Here is a 20138-nt window from a genome sequence, read left to right on the forward strand (position 1 = left end):
CATTCTTGCTTTGTTTATTTCCATAACAATTGTCCCCTCGTAAATTAAGAATCTTTCGTATCTAGCGTTAATTCTTTTACTTCTTCAATTGTTAAATTCGTCGTTTTTGCTACACTATCGATTGGCATTCCTTCTATTAGTAAACTTTGCGCAATCTCTTTCGCTTTTTTATGTTCCCCTATTTTTTGGCCTTGCTCTCTTCCTAGTTCTATTCCTTGTTCTCTTCCTTGCTCAACCCCCTTTTCTTTCGCCACTCGTTCAGCTGTTGCGATTACAGCATCTTGTATCATTCTTGCTTTGTTTATTTCCATAATCATGGCTAATTCCTCCTTGTTCAATGAATAGTAGTCGATTTTTGCTTTGGCTTCCTTAATGTACTCAGGTGCCGCTTCACTGGCTTCACCGGTTTTGAAAAATTGCTGCCAATGATAGGCTGCACTAGTGCAATCAATATTGGGATTTTTTAGATTAAAAAAGCACAGAATTATCAGCTCGTCCTTGTGAGCCGCCAGCAGAGGCTCAGCGGTATCCATGTCTTTTAGTGCGAACCTGCGGATGGCAGGCTGAGTCTTGTCGAACAAATGAAAATCAACTACATTAATCCCGTAAGCCGGACGCAGTGCAGAATAGTTGTTTTTCTTAATGAAGTCTTTGACCTTCTGATCACCTAATGGATCGCGGTAGGCCTCTACTAAATATAAGAAAGATCGCTCGGTGAAAAAATCGTGGGGCTGAAGCTGCATCTCTTATGTAAAGCTTTGCATAAGAGATGTTATGAAAAGTAAATAGTTATGTAAAGAACATCAAAATAGTGCCCGTAGATCAACTATCGTGATGCTCTTTACTTTACATAACTAAAGTGAAGTTTTCAACCATTCAACCAATTCTGATTTTTTTTCGTCCGTATACTTTGTATCAGAATGAACTTCTGAATAGTTTTTTTCCAATATCCTTCGCTTTATTTCTGGGTTTACCCTTGCATAAATTTCTGTCGTATTCACTGAGGCATGTCCTAATAAATCTCGGATATAAATCAAATTAACCCCAGCTTCCAACAAATGCATGGCTTTACTATGCCTCAAACTATGGTTGGAAATTTTTTTGAGAAATAAGTGTGGATTCTCCTGTCGAGCTTTTTGGATATTTTTATCCAATATATACTGGACGCCTGCTCGGGTCAATTTCTTATTTACATTATTTCGAAAGACGTATTGTTCTGAAGAAATATTCAGATTTTGATCTTTAAGGTATTCCCTCAGTAAGTCACGGACTTCTAATGAAAAAGGTATTTGACGATATTTAGCGCCTTTTCCAAGAACCTCCACTGAAGGTGGCGAAGAAAAGCGAATATTACATATTTGGGTCTCAATTATCTCTTGAACGCGACAGCCTGTATCATACATAAAGGATAATAACGCCTTTTCTCTGCGCCCCTTTTTAGTAGTATTATCAGGCATAGATAAAAGTATTTTTAACTCTTTTATTGTTAAATATGCTATTTGTTGAGTGATCTTTTTTTTGCTAGGAATGTCTGTTATTCTTTCCCATTGACTCAAAAAGGCAAACTCTTTTCGTTTTAAATAATTCGCAAAACTTTTTAAGCAACCTAAGCGTTGATTTCTTGTATTGATACTATTTCCACGATTTTCTTCTAAATAGTTGAGGAACCTTTCAACGATTGCTTCATTAAAATCTTCTAGCTTTATGTTGTCAGAAGTAATTCTTTCGTGCGTTGCTAAATAGTCAAAAAAGAGCACGAAAGTGTCTCGATAAGATTCAATAGTCTTTTTTGAGCAACCTAAGAATTTAGTTAAATAACTTGAAAAATAATTCATCACATAAAATGAAAAGCCATGCATGTCAATCTTCCTCTCCTTGATAGAACAAGTTACCGATATACTTTTTCACTTTTGTGCTCACATTTTTATGTTGCTGAACGGTTAGTCGTAAATAGTTTTCAGTTTGAGTCAGGTGTTCATGTCCTAAATAAACAGACAATAAAGGAAGTGCGGCATAAAGATCAATTCCTTCTTTTTCTGCCTTTTCAAGCGCATGAATGGCAAACGTATGACGTAAGTCATGAATTCGAGGTAAATTACCGCCCTGTCGATATGGAATGTAAGAGTCTACTAGTAGTTTCCTATATCTACGATATAGAGACCCTATAGAATAATGTTCGTCATAAGAATTCGGGTGATGAAAAATGAATTGGTTAGGTTCTAAGTGGGAACTGTAAGAGGTCATATAGCTTTGTAATTGTGCATGCACACTATCAGATAATGGAATGATTCGACTTATATGATTTTTAGAATCAATGATTTCAATAATCCCTTGATCCACTTTACAATGTTTTTTCCGTAAATGCAGTCCTTCGGAGCGACGCAGACCACAAGAGTAGTACAAAATGAATAATAAGGTAAACGCATCATTTGAATAATCCTTTTGATTGACGATCTTTTTTAGATTATCAAATAGACGGATAATCTCCTCGTGAGTAAAAATGTAAGGGACAAAAGAGCTTTTCAGGTATCTCGGTTCAAATGGATCAATATAAATATTTGGATAACCCATGTCAGTTAATATATGACAAATATCACAGAGTACTTTGATTCGCATGTTATGGTAGACTTTTCCTTCATTGTCAGTTTGTTCGCACCATTTCTCATACATTTCCTGTGTAATAATTGGTTTCGTTGGTTTAAACTGACTGAGAAATTTTGCAATTCGTCTATAAAAACCAACATAGCAGTCGCCATAATCATAACCTATTCCTCGTTTGTATTGAATAACACGCTCAAATGGTTCGTTGTAAGGTTCGGCGAACTTATAATTATAAAAAGACATAAGGCACCTCCAAAGAAAATTCTCTTAATTTGGTTTCGTCAATGGTCAGATATTTCTCTGTCGATCTTATTTGCTTGTGTCCTAGAACATTAGAAATTGCGCTAATTGGAACTGACTCCTGCATCAAATTTGTCGCAAGTGAATGTCTCATGGCATGGGCCCCCGCATGCTTACCAGTAATATCAATTTCTGCTCTTAGAAAGACTCGTTTAACGATAGAAGAAATTCCACCAATAGAAAATTTGTGATAGGGAGCACAGCTAATTAAAAAAATATGATCCAAGTCCTCATTGACCGCTTTTCTGCTGTTCTTAATGTAATCTAACAAGGCAAATTTCATTTCGGGCAATAATGGAAGTGTCAGAGGTTCGCCGCTTTTCTTTTGCCTGATAAAGAAAACATCGTTTTCCCAATCAAGTTGCGCAAACGTCATCTCTAATAAATCAGATGCACGTATTCCAGTATAATAAAGAGTTGTAATAACTGCCATTTCAAGTTTACCTTGAACAGAGTTTATATCGATAACATCAAATGCTTTTCTCATATCTTCTTTACTATAATAAGATAATATAGATAATCTCTGACTAGAATGGATAACTGGAAAGATAGAATACCCAGAAAACGGGCAAATTTGTTTATCAAACATCCAATCAATTGCTTGTCTAAGATTTCCACGATGTAAATCCTTAGTATTTGGAGAGCTTTCTAAACTATTGATGAATTGATGGACAAGTGTAGTAGATAGTTCTCTAAATGAATAGACCCGGTTTTTATCTAAAAAAAGAAGGAATTTTCCCATTGTCCATAACTTATTTTTTTTTGCTTGCTTCTGACAAGTGATTAAATTATCTACGAAATCTTTGTATTCTAAATAAAAATCTAAAAATGCAGTAGGGATATTTGTATAAGCCGTGTTGTGATGTCTTAATAAGTAATTTCCAGTGTGATAAAATTCAAACAGTAAAAGTACGGGGCGGCGAAGAGTAAATTGTAATTGGCAGTTAGGGGCATCTAAATCAAAGTCGAAGGATTCTTTAAAAAAATTTCGAGCTTCATTAGAGTTCACCTTCTGAATATTTCTCTTAACACAGAAAGTTTCAAAAGTATGACCAATCCATAAAAAATGATCCAGTGTATTGTCGGAATATCCATCGCCTTTCATTTTTTTGATAAGTTGATTCATAGTAGGAACAATCTGATCGGTATCCATGTAAAAACCTCCTTTTCTTTTATTTGGATACAAATCAACTGTACCACCATCTTTCATTATGTGAAGAAAAAAAGTGAATAGACATTGACAAATCAACGTCTGTTCACTCAACTTTACATAACTATTTACTTTTCATAACATCTCGATCGTCACCTGTCGATTGTCTTCCGTCACGGCCAAAATATCTACTTCTGTATGCAACAATTCAGGATCTTCTTGAAAAGCTTTTTTATAACTGTCAATGTGATACGTTTCTCTAGGTGTGAGTGTCTTGAATTCTTTGCCTAAAATGTCTCGAACAAAAGCCTTCAAAATATGCGCGGAATCTTTGCTGGTGAACAACTTTTTGAACAACAGATCGTTGGTTGCTTTGTATGCTATCATTATTTCCCTATCCTTTCGTTGATAGAGAAATTTTCACCTTTAGTATACCACGGGTCAGCTTTCACTATCAAAATCTTCTATATCTATAGATACGCAAAAGGATGACCATTCTTTTTTTATTGGAAAAACTTTTTTTAAAAGGTGGGTTTCAATTGTAGAACAGGTGGTGCGAGGCTAGTTGATTTACCAAGAAACAAAAAAAGAGACCCGTTTCGGCCTCTTCTAAAAGTTTTTAAAGGTTAGAAATCCTACAACAGATTCCTTCGCCAGCTTTTTGGCACTGGCAACAATTTTTTTGCTGTCATTGATTTTGACACCATCCAACACTTGCCCAACCTGCTGCGTAGTAAAATCGATTGCCTTAACGACTCCGTCTTTGGTTTGTTCCATTGCTTCTGTTAAATCCTCTAAACCATCATCGCGGCGAATTCGCTGTTTGCCAATAGTTCCCACCGTTGTGTTGGCAACACCATCCAAGGTCTGACCAATCACTTTGCCTACAGCCTTGTTCCGCTCAAACACATCCTTGCTGATGTCTCTTAAATCATCGCTGTCGGTTAGTTCCGCTGCAATATTCGTCACGCCGCTGATAATTCCACCGCGCACTGCCCCGACTGCTTCACCAATCTCTTTGAAAAATGCCATAGTAAGACCTTCTTTTTCGTTTTTTTTCAGTATACCATCAGTTGAAGGATTTGGGAAAGGGGTATTGAACCGATTGATCTTAATCAAAACTAATTGTGTAGATGGCAATCACTTCATCTATCCTATTAGTCCGTTACATTATTCAGTATATCGTTTGTGACCTTACTGTATAATATGTAGTGATCTCACCATTTCATCCAAGGATTCTGTGGTGATAATTTCTATTGCTCTTTTTTAGAATCTCATCACTCAAAGTGACTAAATAATTCCTCGACCGAGGATTTTTTATACTCATAAGTTAGTAGATCATAATATACCAACTTTATAATTATTTATACGTTCTTAAAAAGAATCGATGTACAATAAAAAGCCAGAAAAAACTATAAAATAAATTCTCCCTAGCTTATTCAACTTACATCTCCGCCAATGAAATCAAACGGATTTTCTTCTCCTCTGCCAACTCCTTCACCTGCTTAGTGAAGCCTCTTTTGGAAAACAAAAACAATGCCTTATTGGTATAAGGAAAATATTTGCTGTGCTGCAGCAGCTGCTCAGCTGTCGGCGTATCCATTTTTTCATTGCACCAGAAGCAATCACCTATTAGCAAATCTTCGTCCTCTACACCTAGTCCAATGATCGCCACCTTTTCTGGCTGAGCTGTTTTCTTTTTGCTGGAGGAAGGATTGCCCCACCAGGAACCGGCAACAGCAAGCTGGAAGGGCAGTCGTTCGCTTCCGTTTTTCTCCAGCAGCCAATCGCGACAGTACTGTTCAAAGGTAATTGCTGTAAATTGCAGCAGATCTTCAGCAATCTGTTTCCAGATCAACTCCGTCCGGTTTGTTTCAATGAACTGCTTGTATTTTGGAACATAACGATACCAGAATCGAAACAGACCATCAGCGATGCCGTAGATCGGTTTGTTCTTGCCGATCTCAGTTAGAGCGCTTCTCTTTTCAACTATTTCCAGATCCATTAAGGTTTCCAAGTACTTGGTCAATGGTCCCGATTCGATACCGGTTCGACTGACGATTTCTCTGACCTCAGTTGCCCCTGCAGCAATAGCAGCGATAATGTCATTGTATCGGTTAGGCGTCCGCAGCTCTTGCATCAGCAGATTATTTGGCTCTTCATAGAGAAATGTATTTTTGCACAACACATAGTTTAAGATATTTTCCTTTAGAGACAGATTGTCATCAAAGCATTTTAAATAAAACGGAACACCACCAGTCAATCCGTAAATAGTCATGAAAACTTCCTTCGGGATTCGCGGCAGTAGTGAATGAGCCTCGCTAAAGGTCAATGATGACAAATGGATTTGCCGGGTAACTTTGTCATGGAAAGGACTCTTGCTGTCTAAAACTTGTGCTTCCATAAACGCCACCTGTGAGCCTGCTAAAATCAATAGCAGATTATCCAATCCTTGATAAGAGTTTTCTATCACCTGCAGCAAACTTGTGACAATTTCATCACTTGATTTCGCTAAATGCGGATAATCGTCAATGATAAAAACAATTGGTTCATCTGATGCTTGGGCAAGCTCTGCTACGGCTTCAAATGCTGTCTGAAAATCTGCGAATGGCTTAATTGAATCGGCTGGCTCGGTTAAGTCTTTAACAGCCTGACTTAAATTAGCCAGATTGATGCCTGGGCCAAACTGATCAGCCGTAAATAAAATTGTCTGCTTGTCTTTGACAAATTCCGTTAGCAATTGAGTCTTTCCGATTCGGCGCCGCCCATAAAGTACCATTAGTTCAAATTGTTTACTGGCCACTATTTCCTCCAGCTCCGCAAGCTCTTGCTTTCTTCCAACAAACATCACTTCACCTCATTTGATAAGATTTATATTCAGTATATCATAAACTACTAAATTACGATCTACTTAAGAAAACTACTCCAAAGTAAACGTCCGCACACGAATTGAACTACAAAAAGCAGTAACTAGCTTCCAGCCCTAAAAAATGATCCCAGAGATTTGCTCTCTGGGATCATTTTTTGTCTGTATCGAGATAATTTCTAAAGCCGCAGTTTCACTGGTGTGGTGTTTGGCTTTGATCTTGATTAGGATCAGTAGGGGGATTTTGAGCCAATAGCTCTTGTAAAATTTCCACCTGCAGCTTTTGCAGATCCAGAATGTGCTGCCATTTGGTGGACATTAAATAATCAATTTTCTCATGAAGCAAATGAATTTCTACCTCTGCTTTGACATTGACTTGATAGTCATTGTCAGCCTCTACCCGATCACGATCTGCTTGGCGATTTTGACTCATTAAAATAATCGGCGCCTGAATCGCTGCTAAACAAGAAAGAGCTAAGTTCAGCAGAATGAAAGGAAATTTATCAAAAGGCTGAAAAAACAAGGGTAACGTATTTAGAATAATCCACATAGCTAAAATAAGTAAAAATAGAATAATAAATGGCCAGCTCCCGCCAAACTTAGCGATACCATCGGCAATTTTTTGCCCTGTCGTTTCTTTGGTCTTCAAGGCATCATTGACATTTTGAATGTGCACTTGCTCATTACGAATTTTATGCTTTAATTCATTGTCAAATTGTTTCGTCGTATGGATTTCTTGAGTCAGCAATTGATTAATGAATTGAAACCGATAATTTAGCACTGTTTGATAAGAAAGAATTGAGTCTTGCGTCATCTTAGGTGCTTGCTTCAGGATGAATGCCTGAAGATCGGTTTCCAATTCCTTGAATTGAACGCTTCTTTCTGATTGATCTGCCATCAATATCACCTGCTTTTAGTTTTATGATAGCACGTTTCTTCTTAGTTCCTGCTAAATATGCCCTGCTGGTTTTGTTAGAATGCTACTTTCTTAATGTTCATAGGCCTTCCACAACTTTGGCGGCAGAACGGTTCGTTAACTTCATTGGCAATTCTCCGAGATTGCGAGCCATTAAAGTGCTGTAATAACTATATTTCTTCTAGCACAGTCTCTGTATCCGATCGATAACCAACTGAGATACCAGCTTCACTAACATTCAATTTAGAGCATAAGACTCACATTTTTTAGTTATTTTATACTCATTTTGTTTGTTCAATCAAAATTTTTTTCGCCTTTAAAACCCTGTTATAACAGTCCTGGAAGCGTTTTCGTAATTTTCACAAGCATTTTGTCTAGCACCCTAGACTTTTGCATTCAGTAAATTTTACTCTACGATTAAATCAACCTTCTTCAAAAAAAACTGCAAAAGTCTAGGGTGTTTTGCAAAAGTCTCATTTTGTTTTTTTATTCTTTTCGTTTATTGTTTAGTCACCGGCCGGATCAACAAATAATTTCATAGGAGAATGATCCATAATCTCACAATTAGAAACATCCTATACAAAAAGGATTAAGGAGGAAGCTACCGATGACTGAACAGCCTTTCACACACTACCAGCTGTTTCACTTAAAAAGAAAAACACTTGAAGAGCAAATTATTCATTATTACCAAAAAACTCGTGATAGTTCAGTGACTATCCAGCTGTTACTAGCTATGAAAATCCGCCATATGTTGGGCGAATCCGATTTTGAATTGTTCCTGCAGGATTTGGTAAAGCATTTATTTGCCAATACCAAAATTACTCGCCCACTGCGTCGTTACTTTTACTTTTTCAAAGAATACTTTGACGAAAAAGAGTGGAAGCTTTTGTTCGCTCGATGTTTTCCACCTGAACATGTTACTACTGAATTATTGACAGTCACCCCGTCAACCATTGTTGCACCTGAAATTACTACATTAGAAAGTTCTTGAGAGAATATTTAAAGGAGAGAAAAACTTATGTTAAAACTAGCCGCCGTATTTGAAAATGCCGCAGGAAAAAACCACAGCTGGAGCTTCAATGAGCCCGATCCAAATAAAAGTCCAGAGGAAATCCGCTCAATATTAGAAGCCATGACCACCTTACATCTATTTGAAAAGGACGGTATCCGTCAATTTTGTAAAGTTGTTTCAGCGAAATTCGTTGAAACTATCGAAACACCGCTTTTTGATTTATCGAAACCAACGCCAGAGGCTTATGTCGCTGATCCAACGAATGTTTTTACGACACACATTGTTCCTGAAGGAGTGAACCAAGTTTTAGAAATGTCTGTTGTCGAAGAAGGAAAGCCAGAAAAAGTTGCAGTAGAAGCTACTGTAGAAAAAGCGCTGACTTCTGGAAATAAAGGAGTTGTTGCAACTAAAGCTGTAAAAGCAGCCGTTCAACCCCTTGAGAAGAAAGAAACCGTTCTTTCACCAACTGCTCCGGTTATAACTCCGACTGAACTAACCGCTATGATTGAGAAAGCAACCAAACCCATGACTTCTGTTATGCCTGGCAGATGCGTTCAGCAGTTAGAGACTATAAAAAGGGAAGCTGACTCATCAGAACCTGCTACGCCAGCTCCAGAAAAACCGATTAATCCACGAAAGGCACAGGTAGATCGGCTGCGAGCCTATCATGAAGCGAACAAGAAGAAGAAAAGAAGCAAGAAGAAAAAGCGCTGAGTTTTTCCTGACTAATTAGGATAGCTGAATTAGCAAGTTTTTATGGCGGAGGCTGGAGTATTTAGAAGGGTAAGAGCTTCCGCCATAACTAAATGAAACATGAAAAATACCTCTAGTTTGGGCAAACGAGAGGTACTTTTCTGAGAGAATATATAAAAAGGAAAGAAAAAGGGCAGGTCTAGTAATTTATAAGCAATGATTGGCAGATGATTGAGAAGCAACCGTCAGAGGGAGCATTTGCTTTGCTTCTTGTCACCTATCATTTATCTACACTTATATTTTAATTTATTTTACCGCTGTTTTGGGTCCTTTTTTTTTTAAGATACCTTAAATTGCTCAATATATTGCTAAAATAGTAACTATTTGATTTTTTCTAAGGAAATCTATCGCGAAAGAAACATCTACCTAACTCTTTAATGCTCGATCGGATTTCAAAGCGGAAACTATTTCTTACTTTTTTAACGGCAACAGTGCGATCACTTTTCCAATACTGACTAGATGATTTTTTTACTATGAAAGCTCCGACTCGCAAAAGAACCTGCCGCGCCTCATGGACGCAACAGGTTCAACTGATTATAGATTTAAATTTTCGTCAATGATGGTCCCTTCGATTACCCGATTGGTATCACCGATTAAGAAAAGGTTCTCGCCTTCGACATTGACTTGCAGCTGACCACCAAGGACTTCTACTTTGACGGGATTGTCTGGAGTTAAGCCTTTTTTGTTCAGTACGTACGCAGTTGAGCCGGTTCCTGTCCCACAAGCTAAGGTGAAATCTTCTACTCCGCGTTCGTAGGTCCGTTCAACCACATGCCCGTCTCGCAATAGATCATAAAAATTGACGTTGGCACCTTTTTCAAAGGCTGGATGATTCCGCAGTTCGCGTCCTAAATCAAGAATCGTCTCTAATTGTGTCATCGCCAAGTCTGGGTAATGCACAACCAAGTGAGGAATTCCGGGATTGCCCAGCTCCACATAGTCGACGATAATCTCACGGCCTTCGACTTGCAAAACGATGTCTTGTTTGAAGACAGCTGGGGAATTCAACTGAACACGATAAATCCGTTCAGATAATCGTTGCGCAGGTACATCGCCAGCAATTGATTCGATGACCATTTCTTCTAATGCTAAGCCGATTTCGTAGGCAAAGCGGGCTACACAGCGAGCACCGTTGCCGCACATTTCAGCTTCTGACCCGTCAGAATTGTAATAACGGGCGTAAAAATCGCCGCCGTTTTTGGCTGCTTCAATGGCAATCAGTGTGTCTGCGCCTACCGAAACCCGTCGTTCACAGGTTTGTTTCGCCAGCTGGCTTAATTGTTCACCGGTTAAACCTAGTTCAAGATTGTTGACCACAATGAAATCATTGCCGGCCCCTTGCATTTTGTTAAAAGGAATTTTCATTAGTTGCTCCTAGCATACTTATTTCAGTGATTCGGGAATCACTTCGTTTTGGATCATTTGATCCAAGCTTTGACGTTTTACGATTAAATCAGCCTGGCCATCTTTAACCAACACTACAGCTGGAATCGCCAATTTATTGTAATTGCTGGCCATTGAATAGCCGTAAGCACCTGTTGAGAAGGTGGCAAAAATATCTCCTGTCTCCACGTTGGGCAGCTCAAGATCTTTCACCAAAATATCGGTACTTTCGCAAGCTTTACCTGAAACTGTGACTGTTTCGGCTGCCGCCTGATCGGCTTTATTAGCTAACACACCAGTATAGTTGGCATCGTACAATCCTGGGCGAATATTGTCGGTCATCCCACCGTCTATACTGACATATTTCCGGATTCCTGGCAATTCTTTGATCGCGCCGATCGTGTGCAGGGTAATTCCTGCTTCGGCAACGATACTTCGACCAGGTTCGATTACAACAGCTGGCTGCGGATAATTTTCCTTTTCACAGAATGCCAACACTTTATCCATCATTGGTGCCAAGAAATAAGCAAATGGCTGGCGAATATCTTCGTCGGTATAACGGACGCCAAAGCCGCCGCCGAAATTCAATTCACTGATTTCGTAGTCAAAGCGTTCCTTCACCATTTTTACTAAATCTAGCGCAATGTCTACTGCGCCAAGATGAGCACTATTATCTGACAGCTGACTGCCCACGTGAAAATGGAAGCCTAAGAAATTGATTCCAGCTGCTTCGATTGCTTTTTGTACCTGAGGGAACAAAATATCATCATTGATAGGAATTCCGAATTTAGAATCCTTTTGCCCAGTTGAAATAAATGAATGGGTCGCCACATTTACTTCAGGCGTTATACGGAATAAGATATTGACTGTTTTATTTTTTTCTTGCGCCATGGCTGAAATTAAATCCACCTCTTGCAGACTATCTACGATAATCCGGCCTACCCCATGATCGATCGCCATTTCTAATTCAACCATTGATTTGTTGTTGCCGTTGATTTCGATTTTTTCTACCGGGAAGCCTGCCTGTAAAGCTGTATGCAGTTCGCCGTCGGAAAGAACCTCCAATGAGAAGCCTTGTTTTTCGATAATTTTCAGCATCGCCATGGTTGAAAAAGCTTTGCTGGCATAGGCTACCCGCACGTTTTCGTATTTATCAACAAAGTCGCGGCGCAATTCCTGGCAGCGTTCTTCAATGATGCTTTGTGAGAAAACATAAAGCGGTGTTCCGTAGGTTTTAGCTAAATCCACTGTGTCGCAGCCATCCCAAAATAAATGGCCGTTTTTTACTGTCAGTTCCATCTTATTCCCCCTCGTTTAGTGCATCGATCAAGTTAGCAAATGTCTGAATACCTAATAACAAGTGTTTTTCGTCAAATTTCATTTTGCCGCTGTGCAATGGATAAGTATAGCCCTTTTCCTCGTCACGAATGCCCAAGAAGAAAAACATCCCTGGCATAACCGTTTGATACATCGAAAAATCTTCTGCGATTAAATACGGAGGTGTTTCCACATAATAATCGGCTGCCACTTTCTCCAAAACTTCCACCATACGAGCATCGTTATCCACCACACGATACATGTGATTGAAGATAACTTCCGCTTCACAGCCGTAGCCTTTAGCGATTTCTGAAGCAATTAAGTCAATTCGGCGAACAACTTCGTCATAGACCTTATCATCAAAAGCCCGCATCGTACCATGCAGCACAACTTCCTGGGCGATGATGTTCATCGCTTCTCCGCCATGGATGGTTCCAAAGGTCAACACGACATTATCCAGCGGACTGATGTTGCGGGCTAGGATACTGGATAATCCAGAAATAATTCCCCCTGTCGCCACGATCGCATCTTCCCCCTGCTGCGGCTGAGCTCCGTGCGAGCTGAGACCCTTCACGATAATCGTTACTTCAGCATTGCGGGCCATCATTGGTCCTGGACGACAAGAAATTTGACCCGCCGGCAGATCAGGAAAGACATGCAGACCGACAATTTCATCTACACCTAGCTCCTGTAAAATACCCGTATCCACGATCAGCTGTGCCCCGCCTGGTCCTTCTTCAGCCGGTTGGAAAACCAAAACGATCGTGCCGCGCACCTTTTCAGGATGCTTAGTTAAGTACGCCGCAAAGCCTAACAAGGTAGACATATGGCCGTCATGGCCGCAGGCGTGCATTTTTCCAGTTGTCTTTGAAGCAAATTCGTAGCCTGTTTGTTCCTCCACCGGTAACGCATCGATATCTGAACGGTAGGCAATTGTCTTACCTGGACGTTCACTGCGGATTACCGCAATCGTGCCGGTGTTGACCACTTCATGTATTTCAGTGATGCCAAAGGAAGCCAACTTTTCACGGATATATTTAGCAGTTTGGAATTCCTCCAAGCCTAGTTCGGGAATTTGGTGCAGCTCCCGGCGCATCTTAGTAACTAATTCTTCTAATTCTTGTATCTCAAGCTCGATCATCATATCATCCTTCGCCAGTGAAATTATTCTGTCTTTTTGATTAAAATAGCATTGATAGTTTCTAATATTATAGTATAAATGCTCAAATTGTCTAGTGAAGTTTGCATCTTTTGCCTACCTTAAAGGAAAACTTACTGAGACATGGCAAAAAGACAAACCTAGAGGAAAAAAATCCCTGCTCAGGTTTGCCTTTTTTCTTCTATTTATATACTCAGGAAATTAGACCTTCATCGCGGTCTCATACGCGGCCCAAATTGCATCCATGACATTCGTTGGCTTCTTAGCATCGCCGATCAGGTACACCTGCTCTCCTTTGATGCTTTGATACAAACGGTCATCTGGCAGATAACCAACGGATACCACAATATTATCTGCTGGAATTTCATGGGGCTTTGGCATTCCTTGTACGCCGAGTGCAAACATGTGTTGGGCACGATTGGCTACGTTTGGATAGTTTTTAATGGTTTCCGTTACGTAAGCTACACCGTTTTCGTATTTATCAACCACCGCATTTTTGATTACGCGCACGTTATAGTAATCCAACAGCTCCATCATCATGTTGTAATTGGCTGCGGACAACCCAAAGGCATTTAGAATGGTTTCGCTAGCTTCGATGATGGTTACTTTTTTGCCTTTGCGAGCCAAGTCATAGGCAATTTCACAGCCAGTCAGGCCACCGCCAACAATAACAACATTCTCACCAGTAATTTCTTTATAGCGCAACGCTTCAATTGCATAGGTAACGTGGTCACTATCGAAGCCTGGGGTAGTTAGTTTTCTTTCATTCGCACCAGTAGCTACAAAAATTTCGTCGTAGCCCTGTGTCATAGCTTCGGTTGCTTCGGTGTTCATTTGTACATTAATAGCCAGATCCTTCATTTGTTTTTTGTACCATTCCAGCAGCTGGCGGTCATCCTCTTTGAAATCAGGGGTTGCCGCAGCAACAAACACACCACCCAACTGATCTGTTTTCTCAACTAAATCCACCTGATGACCGCGAATGGCCGCCACGCGAGCCGCCTCCATTCCGCCAATCCCGCCGCCGACAACCAACACTTTCTTAGGTGTCTTGGCAGGGGTTAACGCAAAGCTCTTTTCTCGACCGCAGGCTGGGTTCACTGCACAGGAGATGTCTTTTCCTTGGAAAATCCGACCCAAACAGCCCTGATGGCAGTAAATACATGGCCGAACATCTGCTAAACGACCATCTGCAAACTTATTGGCAATTTCTGGATCAGCCAACAGCGGCCGGCCCATCCCCATCATGTCCAGCTGACCTTCTTCAATCACTCGATTTGCCAATTCAGGATCGTCAAAACGCCCCGCACAAACAATCGGAATATCCACTACAGACTTGAGCTTGATCACATCCTCCAGGTTGCAAGCTTTTGGCATGTACATAGGTGGGTGTGCCCAGAACCAGGAATCGTAGCTGCCGTTGTCGCAGTTTAACATATCATAGCCGAATTCCTCTAGCTTTTTCGCCACCACGAAGGACTCTTCGTAATCGCGGCCTTTTTCTTCAAATTCTTCGCCAGGAATCGCGCCCCGGTTAAAGTCTTTAATGTAGCTTTTTACACTATAGCGCATAGAAACGGGGAAGTCTGCCCCGCATTTTTCTTTAATCGCTTCGACAATTTCTTTAATAATCCGCAAACGATTTTCCAACGAGCCGCCATATTCATCGGTCCGACGATTAAAGAAGGAAATAACAAACTGATCCAGCAAATAGCCTTCATGCACCGCATGAATCTCTACGCCATCTCCGCCAGCCTCTTGAACCAACTTAGCTCCCTCCGCAAAATTCTTCACATATTGATGAATCTCATCCTTGGTCATGCCAATATCGATCTTGGTAGGGTCCCAGACATTTTGAATCGGTGCTGGAGCCGGTGTAATGCCGGTTAAGCCGTGATTGGCTCTTCCTGTCAACGCCGTCAACTGAACAAATACTTTACTGCCCGCCGCATGAACCCCTTCCGTCAAATACTTCATATCCTTCACATAGCCTTCAGGATTGCTTAGAATACAAAATCCCATATTGTCCACAACAGGCATTAATCCGGTAATAATCAAGCCGGTCCCACCTTTGGCTCGCTCGATATAGTAATCCGCGCCATCCTTAGTGTAGGCGATCGTCTCCATACTCAACAGGCGTGGGGAAAAGACCCCCATGGGCATCATGGCAATCCGGTTGGGCACTTCCACTGGCCCAATCTTCAACGGTGAAAAGAGTGCTTGATACTTTGTTTCCATACAGCTTCCTCCTCGTAAAAAAGTTCTTTCCTTGCTTCTTCCTCTTTGACAAAAAAACGCTTGTGAAAACCCTATCATGCTATATACTTTAAGTATACGATCCTGTCATAGAAAAACTATCACTTTTACGCCGCCACCCTATAAGAATCACGCGAGAGGAGCAACGATCCATGGAACATAGGTATCAACGCTTTTTGAAAGCTCAAGATTACTCAGACGGACTGGCTCATTTGAATTTCCGTTATACCATCAAAAGCAGCACTAGCAACGGCTTGACAATTTCCCGCATTCATCAGCTGGACAATACGGTGTTGACCTACAGTGTAGTGGATTGCTCGCAGGGAATTTTTTCCCGTGTTCCAGATGCTCCTCAGGATTATTTGGGCCTGCGGTTTATTCGTCGCGGCTATGAAATCCATTCCAGTGGAGATCATCAAAGTGTACTGCAAGACCATACCCTCGGAATTTTTGATCTCAACACCATAAGTATCTACGATCGACAGCAGCCCACAGAAGGCATTAACTTATTTATTGAAAAAAATGGCCATACTCGCAATTTATTACGTCCTACTACAGTCAATACCATTTTAGATTGTAGAAGAGGAACCGGACGTTACCTGCTAGAAAGCATGTTCACCTTTGAAGAGCAGTTTCCTTACACTTCTATAGAAGAAAACAAACTGATTTTACACCACTTCATTTGCTTGCTTTGCGACTGGCTGGCTCAAAAGGAACCCTACTCTCTTGAGGAAATGCTGCTAAATCAGGCCGCTGATTATATCCGTTCCTACTTGTGGGATACGACGCTGACGATTGATAGAACGGCTCACGCTTGTCAAACATCGGTTCGCACACTGCAAAAAGTTTTTCAAGCAGCCGACCTTTCCTTCAGCAGCTATCTTAAAGATACACGTTTAGCACTAGCTGCCGTTAAACTATTTCAGACCAACCAGCCAGCTACAGCGATAGCTTTTCAGTGTGGCTTCAACAACTCGGCTTATTTCAGCAAGTGCTTCAAAGAAAAATATCATCAATCGCCCTTGGAGTATCGGAGAAGGATGCAAAGCTTTTTAACTCAGGATCGCTTCGCCGCTTCTGACTGTCCACTGCTCAACTAACAAAAATCTTCCTGCCGTTCTAGTTCAGAAGGTAGGAAGATTTTTTCCAGCTCTTACAAAAAAACGAGCCAATCAATAGAAAGATCAGCTCGCACGTGGATGATTAGTTAAAAAGATGCTGTATATTTTTTCAGCTGCGGTAATTGAATGAACCAAGCGACAACCAAACAGGAAACAATCTTGTCAACAATATTTCCAGCTACTGCGCCCCAATAGGTTGCACTAATCATCTCTTTACCTGAAGCCCTTAACGCCAAAATAACGATGTCCGTTCCTGACCCAGTAAAACCGCCGAATAGCGCTAAGCGAATCGGTGCACCAATCATCGGACAAATAATTGCCAGCAACACCCCTGCAATCAACGCTTGCTTATAGCCAAAACCTTTTTTAGCTAATAAAGCGACTACAATAGCTACCGCTACATTCACTAAAGCAAAAGGAATGGACAGCGGCCCACTGATTAAGCCCATCAGTAAATTCGTTGTCACACCTGTCAAAATCCCATATTTCATTCCAAAATTAGCCGCAATAAAAATTGTCCCCATCGTGTCTAAAAACAGCAACGGTATTTTCAGCATTGAAACAGCTTCTCCTAACACAACATTCAAAACAACGGCAATCGCGCACATCGCTAAAATCTTAGTAGTATTTTTCATGATAATTACTCTCTTTCCAGAAATTGAGCTAACAGCTCGGTCATATTCTCTTGGTGCTCTTCGCTGTACCAAACCGGCACTTCAAAAAAGTCTGAAGAAATGCCGCATACTTCACACATAGTAAAAAATTCTTCCATTAAAACGCCTCTTTGCCCCGTAATTGAGCAATTGGGACTTTCATTGATACCGATCATTCCTAAATAATCATAGCCTTCTTCCTGATAGGCCTGAATTTGCTGTAGAATCGGCTGCAACAACTCCTGGCAGCTCTTACGATAGTTAGGAATTTGCGCGTACTCTTCATAAGTCATTGGTGGTCGAGCAGCTCCTAATGTGATGAATTCAGGACAAGGCAATTGAATAATTGCGATGCCCTGTTTAAGCAGCTCAATCGCAAAAGGAAACGCCCCACTGGCTCGTTCCCAGCCGTGAATCACCGCATTTTGATTCAACACGCAATGAGAAACTGCTACTAATTTCTTGCCTGGTTGATTCATTATTTTCCATCCATTTCTAACTGCCCTGCTTTATCCAGCAGAATGAGAGAGTCTTTTCACGTTCATTAAGAAACCATTCAGTTTAAAAAGCAAGTCAATTATTCTCTTAGAACCTCTAAGTGTTGGTTTTGCTCATACTCACGAATAGTTCCGATACATCGCAGCTCTCTCCTTTCTCTATTGAAATGAATCATCTGATGATAACAAGACTAAGTAAAATGTGCAACTTTTCACTAAACAGAATAACTAGCGGTATTTTTTCGTGGAAAGACGACTCTGAATTGATTATAACTAGTTTGCAGTTCCTGTCAAACCGCCTTTTGTCGCGGATCTTGTTCCTGAATAAAGCTTACTTTTTGCGGCAAATCTCTTGAGTTTTTATTCATTTACGAAAAAAGGATTAGAAAACGAATAGACAGATTCTAATGATTTGGTATATAATTCGAATAATTAAAGGATTATTTATCGATCTCTTAGGCATTTTCATCCTTTTAAATCACAAACAAAGGAGTGTTTTATTTGAGCATCTTTGAAGGTACAGCAGTCGCTCTCGTTACGCCAATGAAAGAAGACGGTGCAGTTGATTATAAACGTTTAGAAGAGCTGGTTGAATGGCAAATTAATGAAGGTACCGATGCAATTGTCGCTTGTGGTACCACAGGTGAAGCGTCTACGTTAGCTAACCATGAACATATCAGTGTCATTGAGGCAGTTGTGAAGAAGACATCAGGTCGCGTACCGGTTATTGCTGGTACAGGTGTGAATGATACCAACCACGCGATCGAATTATCGACTGGCGCAGAAAGCGTCGGCGCCGACGCTTTATTAATTGTAACTCCTTACTATAATAAGGCTTCTGATACAGGATTATTTCTACACTATGAAAAAATCGCTCAAAGCGTAAACCTGCCAATTATTTTGTATTCCGTTCAGTCACGAACCAATATGAATTTAACTCCTGCATTGGTAGAAAAATTGATTACCATTCCTAACATCGTCGGTATTAAAGAAGCCAGCGGGAACATTTCGCAAATTGCTGACATTTGTCGTTTAGCTTCCGATGATTTTACTGTGTATTCTGGAAACGACGATCAAGTTTTACCATTGATGGCTTTAGGCGGTAAAGGAATTATTTCAACTATTGCCAATATTGCACCACGTCAAACGCATGAATTAGCGCAAGCCGTGTTAGATGGTAATTATGATTTAGCTAGAAAAATGCAGCTGGATCAATTACCTTTAATCCATGCCTTGTTCTGTGAAGTAAACCCAATTCCAGTAAAAACAGCGGTTGGTTTGCTAGGTAAAATCGATCCTTACTTCCGTCTGCCTTTAAATGATGCACAGCCGGAAACTGTTGAGCGTTTGAAGAAAGAAATGACGGCTTATGGCTTGGAGGTTCAAGCATGATCAAAGTCATTTTAAATGGTGCGAACGGCCGTATGGGGAAAGTTTTGCAGGAAATGATCATCGCAGCTGATAACATGCAGGTTGTTGCTGGTATTGATCGCGAAGCCTTTGAGGCAGAGTTTCCTACTTTTCAAAACATCGCTGATTGCGCTGTAGCTGCTGATGTGGTAATTGATTTCTCTCATTACACGGCTACACCTGCTGTATTGGCGTATTGTGTTGAAAAACAGTTGCCGGTCGTTATTGCGACTACTGGACTGGATGAGGAAACGAAGAAACAACTGCTGGCAGCCAGCAAAAAGACCGCGGTCTTCTTTTCCGCTAATATGTCAATTGGAATTAATCTTTTGGCTAAAGCCATTCGCGAAATCACGCCATTATTAGAGGATGATTTCAACATGGAAATCATTGAAAAGCATCACAATCAAAAGAAGGACTCTCCTAGCGGAACAGCGCTGCTATTGGCCGATGCGATCAATGATGCCGTCGAAGAAAAGAAAACCTACATCTATGGCCGACATGGCAATGATTTGACCAATCCCTTGTCCGAGCTAGGCATTCATGCTGTTCGCGGCGGGACAATTCCCGGAGAGCATACCGTCTTATATGCTGGACCAGATGAAGTAATTGAGTTAAACCATTTAGCTCTTTCCCGCAACATTTTTGCTAACGGTGCGGTGAAGGCCGCAAAATATGTCAGTCAGAAACCTGCTGGCTTGTATGACATGGAACAATTAATTGATGAGAAATGAGGATTTACAC

At 40.6% G+C, this 20138-nt stretch carries 19 protein-coding genes; 5 read left to right on the plus strand and 14 right to left on the minus strand.

The features are described 5' to 3' along the window. Positions 1 to 44: 44 nt before the first annotated feature. From I588_RS04215 to I588_RS04250, 8 genes are all read right to left on the minus strand, one after another. Positions 45 to 743 (minus strand): Rpn family recombination-promoting nuclease/putative transposase, encoded by a 699-nt coding sequence (locus I588_RS04215; protein WP_010757702.1) that lies wholly within the window; start codon positions 741 to 743, stop codon positions 45 to 47. A gap of 111 nt (positions 744 to 854) precedes the next feature. Further along, positions 855 to 1835: a tyrosine-type recombinase/integrase gene (locus I588_RS04220; protein WP_211219390.1), complete on the minus strand. Its 981-nt coding sequence runs from the start codon at positions 1833 to 1835 to the stop codon at positions 855 to 857. A 25-nt stretch (positions 1836 to 1860) separates the two neighbouring features. Next, a complete protein-coding gene (locus tag I588_RS04225; RefSeq protein WP_010755494.1) occupies positions 1861 to 2844 on the minus strand; it encodes a tyrosine-type recombinase/integrase in 984 nt (327 codons plus the stop codon). Continuing rightward, the gene (locus I588_RS04230; protein WP_010755493.1) at positions 2831 to 4054 is read right to left on the minus strand and encodes a tyrosine-type recombinase/integrase; all 1224 of its coding nucleotides are present in this window, start codon (positions 4052 to 4054) and stop codon (positions 2831 to 2833) included. Before I588_RS04230 ends, I588_RS04225 begins: the two co-directional genes overlap by 14 nt. A 132-nt stretch (positions 4055 to 4186) precedes the next feature. Further along, positions 4187 to 4438 carry a PD-(D/E)XK nuclease family transposase gene (locus I588_RS04235; protein WP_010757703.1) on the minus strand — a complete coding sequence of 84 codons (252 nt, stop codon included), beginning with the start codon at positions 4436 to 4438 and terminating at the stop codon, positions 4187 to 4189. A gap of 222 nt (positions 4439 to 4660) precedes the next feature. Continuing rightward, complete coding sequence (locus tag I588_RS04240) at positions 4661 to 5083, minus strand: hypothetical protein (protein ID WP_010757704.1); 423 nt, start codon at positions 5081 to 5083, stop codon at positions 4661 to 4663. A 412-nt stretch (positions 5084 to 5495) separates the two neighbouring features. Next, the gene (locus I588_RS04245; RefSeq protein ID WP_010757705.1) at positions 5496 to 6899 is read right to left on the minus strand and encodes an ATP-binding protein; all 1404 of its coding nucleotides are present in this window, start codon (positions 6897 to 6899) and stop codon (positions 5496 to 5498) included. 211 nt (positions 6900 to 7110) lie between these two features. Beyond that, positions 7111 to 7815 (minus strand): DUF1003 domain-containing protein, encoded by a 705-nt coding sequence (locus I588_RS04250; RefSeq protein WP_010757706.1) that lies wholly within the window; start codon positions 7813 to 7815, stop codon positions 7111 to 7113. A gap of 625 nt (positions 7816 to 8440) precedes the next feature. On the opposite strand from I588_RS04250, the gene I588_RS04255 reads away from it, so the two are divergent. Both I588_RS04255 and I588_RS26740 read left to right on the plus strand, forming a co-directional pair. After that, positions 8441 to 8824, plus strand: a complete 384-nt coding sequence (locus tag I588_RS04255) for a hypothetical protein (protein WP_010757707.1) — start codon at positions 8441 to 8443, stop codon at positions 8822 to 8824. 27 nt (positions 8825 to 8851) lie between these two features. Continuing rightward, complete coding sequence (locus I588_RS26740; RefSeq protein WP_010757708.1) at positions 8852 to 9559, plus strand: DUF2922 domain-containing protein; 708 nt, start codon at positions 8852 to 8854, stop codon at positions 9557 to 9559. A gap of 573 nt (positions 9560 to 10132) precedes the next feature. On the opposite strand, the gene dapF is transcribed toward I588_RS26740, so the two are convergent. The 4 genes from dapF to I588_RS04280 form a co-directional block, all read right to left on the minus strand. After that, positions 10133 to 10963, minus strand: coding sequence for a diaminopimelate epimerase (gene dapF, locus I588_RS04265; RefSeq protein WP_010757709.1), 831 nt, complete (start codon positions 10961 to 10963; stop codon positions 10133 to 10135). Positions 10964 to 10981: 18 nt separating this feature from the next. Continuing rightward, positions 10982 to 12280, minus strand: coding sequence for a diaminopimelate decarboxylase (lysA, locus tag I588_RS04270; protein ID WP_010757710.1), 1299 nt, complete (start codon positions 12278 to 12280; stop codon positions 10982 to 10984). Between the two features lies 1 nt (position 12281). Next, on the minus strand, positions 12282 to 13442 hold the full coding sequence (locus I588_RS04275) for a M20 metallopeptidase family protein (RefSeq protein WP_034693344.1): 1161 nt from the start codon (positions 13440 to 13442) through the stop codon (positions 12282 to 12284). A gap of 216 nt (positions 13443 to 13658) precedes the next feature. Beyond that, positions 13659 to 15695 (minus strand): FAD-dependent oxidoreductase, encoded by a 2037-nt coding sequence (locus I588_RS04280; protein ID WP_010757712.1) that lies wholly within the window; start codon positions 15693 to 15695, stop codon positions 13659 to 13661. 170 nt (positions 15696 to 15865) lie between these two features. Between I588_RS04280 and I588_RS04285 the strand changes: the two genes are divergently transcribed. Next, complete coding sequence (locus tag I588_RS04285; protein WP_010757713.1) at positions 15866 to 16813, plus strand: helix-turn-helix transcriptional regulator; 948 nt, start codon at positions 15866 to 15868, stop codon at positions 16811 to 16813. A 107-nt stretch (positions 16814 to 16920) separates the two neighbouring features. Here the strand turns inward: I588_RS04285 and I588_RS04290 are convergent, their stop codons facing one another. Continuing rightward, on the minus strand, positions 16921 to 17469 hold the full coding sequence (locus I588_RS04290) for a CD3073 family putative ECF transporter S component (RefSeq protein WP_010757714.1): 549 nt from the start codon (positions 17467 to 17469) through the stop codon (positions 16921 to 16923). Positions 17470 to 17474: 5 nt separating this feature from the next. Then, positions 17475 to 17966: a CD3072 family TudS-related putative desulfidase gene (locus I588_RS04295; protein WP_010757715.1), complete on the minus strand. Its 492-nt coding sequence runs from the start codon at positions 17964 to 17966 to the stop codon at positions 17475 to 17477. Between the two features lie 519 nt (positions 17967 to 18485). Here I588_RS04295 and dapA point away from each other — a divergent pair. Together dapA and dapB are read left to right on the plus strand one after the other, a co-directional pair. Continuing rightward, the gene (dapA, locus tag I588_RS04300; RefSeq protein ID WP_010757716.1) at positions 18486 to 19376 is read left to right on the plus strand and encodes a 4-hydroxy-tetrahydrodipicolinate synthase; all 891 of its coding nucleotides are present in this window, start codon (positions 18486 to 18488) and stop codon (positions 19374 to 19376) included. Beyond that, positions 19373 to 20128: a 4-hydroxy-tetrahydrodipicolinate reductase gene (dapB, locus tag I588_RS04305; protein ID WP_010757717.1), complete on the plus strand. Its 756-nt coding sequence runs from the start codon at positions 19373 to 19375 to the stop codon at positions 20126 to 20128. Before dapA ends, dapB begins: the two co-directional genes overlap by 4 nt. Positions 20129 to 20138 lie beyond the last annotated feature (10 nt).

The sequence above is a fragment of the Enterococcus pallens ATCC BAA-351 genome (assembly GCF_000407485.1).
GTDB classification, from domain to species: Bacteria; Bacillota; Bacilli; order Lactobacillales; family Enterococcaceae; genus Enterococcus_A; species Enterococcus_A pallens.

Bases quoted from the DNA above. Each gene is read 5' to 3' on its own strand.
- I588_RS04225 (WP_010755494.1), bottom strand. From the start codon at position 2,844: ATGTCTTTTTATAATTATAAGTTCGCCGAACCTTACAACGAACCATTT.
- I588_RS04240 (WP_010757704.1), bottom strand. From the start codon at position 5,083: ATGGCATTTTTCAAAGAGATTGGTGAAGCAGTCGGGGCAGTGCGCGGT.
- I588_RS04295 (WP_010757715.1), bottom strand. From the start codon at position 17,966: ATGAATCAACCAGGCAAGAAATTAGTAGCAGTTTCTCATTGCGTGTTG.
- lysA (WP_010757710.1), bottom strand. From the start codon at position 12,280: ATGGAACTGACAGTAAAAAACGGCCATTTATTTTGGGATGGCTGCGAC.
- I588_RS04230 (WP_010755493.1), bottom strand. From the start codon at position 4,054: ATGGATACCGATCAGATTGTTCCTACTATGAATCAACTTATCAAAAAA.
- I588_RS04220 (WP_211219390.1), bottom strand. From the start codon at position 1,835: ATGAATTATTTTTCAAGTTATTTAACTAAATTCTTAGGTTGCTCAAAA.
- I588_RS04250 (WP_010757706.1), bottom strand. From the start codon at position 7,815: ATGGCAGATCAATCAGAAAGAAGCGTTCAATTCAAGGAATTGGAAACC.
- I588_RS04275 (WP_034693344.1), bottom strand. From the start codon at position 13,442: ATGATGATCGAGCTTGAGATACAAGAATTAGAAGAATTAGTTACTAAG.
- I588_RS04235 (WP_010757703.1), bottom strand. From the start codon at position 4,438: ATGATAGCATACAAAGCAACCAACGATCTGTTGTTCAAAAAGTTGTTC.
- dapB (WP_010757717.1), top strand. From the start codon at position 19,373: ATGATCAAAGTCATTTTAAATGGTGCGAACGGCCGTATGGGGAAAGTT.
- dapF (WP_010757709.1), bottom strand. From the start codon at position 10,963: ATGAAAATTCCTTTTAACAAAATGCAAGGGGCCGGCAATGATTTCATT.
- I588_RS04285 (WP_010757713.1), top strand. From the start codon at position 15,866: ATGGAACATAGGTATCAACGCTTTTTGAAAGCTCAAGATTACTCAGAC.
- I588_RS26740 (WP_010757708.1), top strand. From the start codon at position 8,852: ATGTTAAAACTAGCCGCCGTATTTGAAAATGCCGCAGGAAAAAACCAC.
- I588_RS04280 (WP_010757712.1), bottom strand. From the start codon at position 15,695: ATGGAAACAAAGTATCAAGCACTCTTTTCACCGTTGAAGATTGGGCCA.
- I588_RS04255 (WP_010757707.1), top strand. From the start codon at position 8,441: ATGACTGAACAGCCTTTCACACACTACCAGCTGTTTCACTTAAAAAGA.
- I588_RS04245 (WP_010757705.1), bottom strand. From the start codon at position 6,899: ATGTTTGTTGGAAGAAAGCAAGAGCTTGCGGAGCTGGAGGAAATAGTG.
- I588_RS04290 (WP_010757714.1), bottom strand. From the start codon at position 17,469: ATGAAAAATACTACTAAGATTTTAGCGATGTGCGCGATTGCCGTTGTT.
- I588_RS04215 (WP_010757702.1), bottom strand. From the start codon at position 743: ATGCAGCTTCAGCCCCACGATTTTTTCACCGAGCGATCTTTCTTATAT.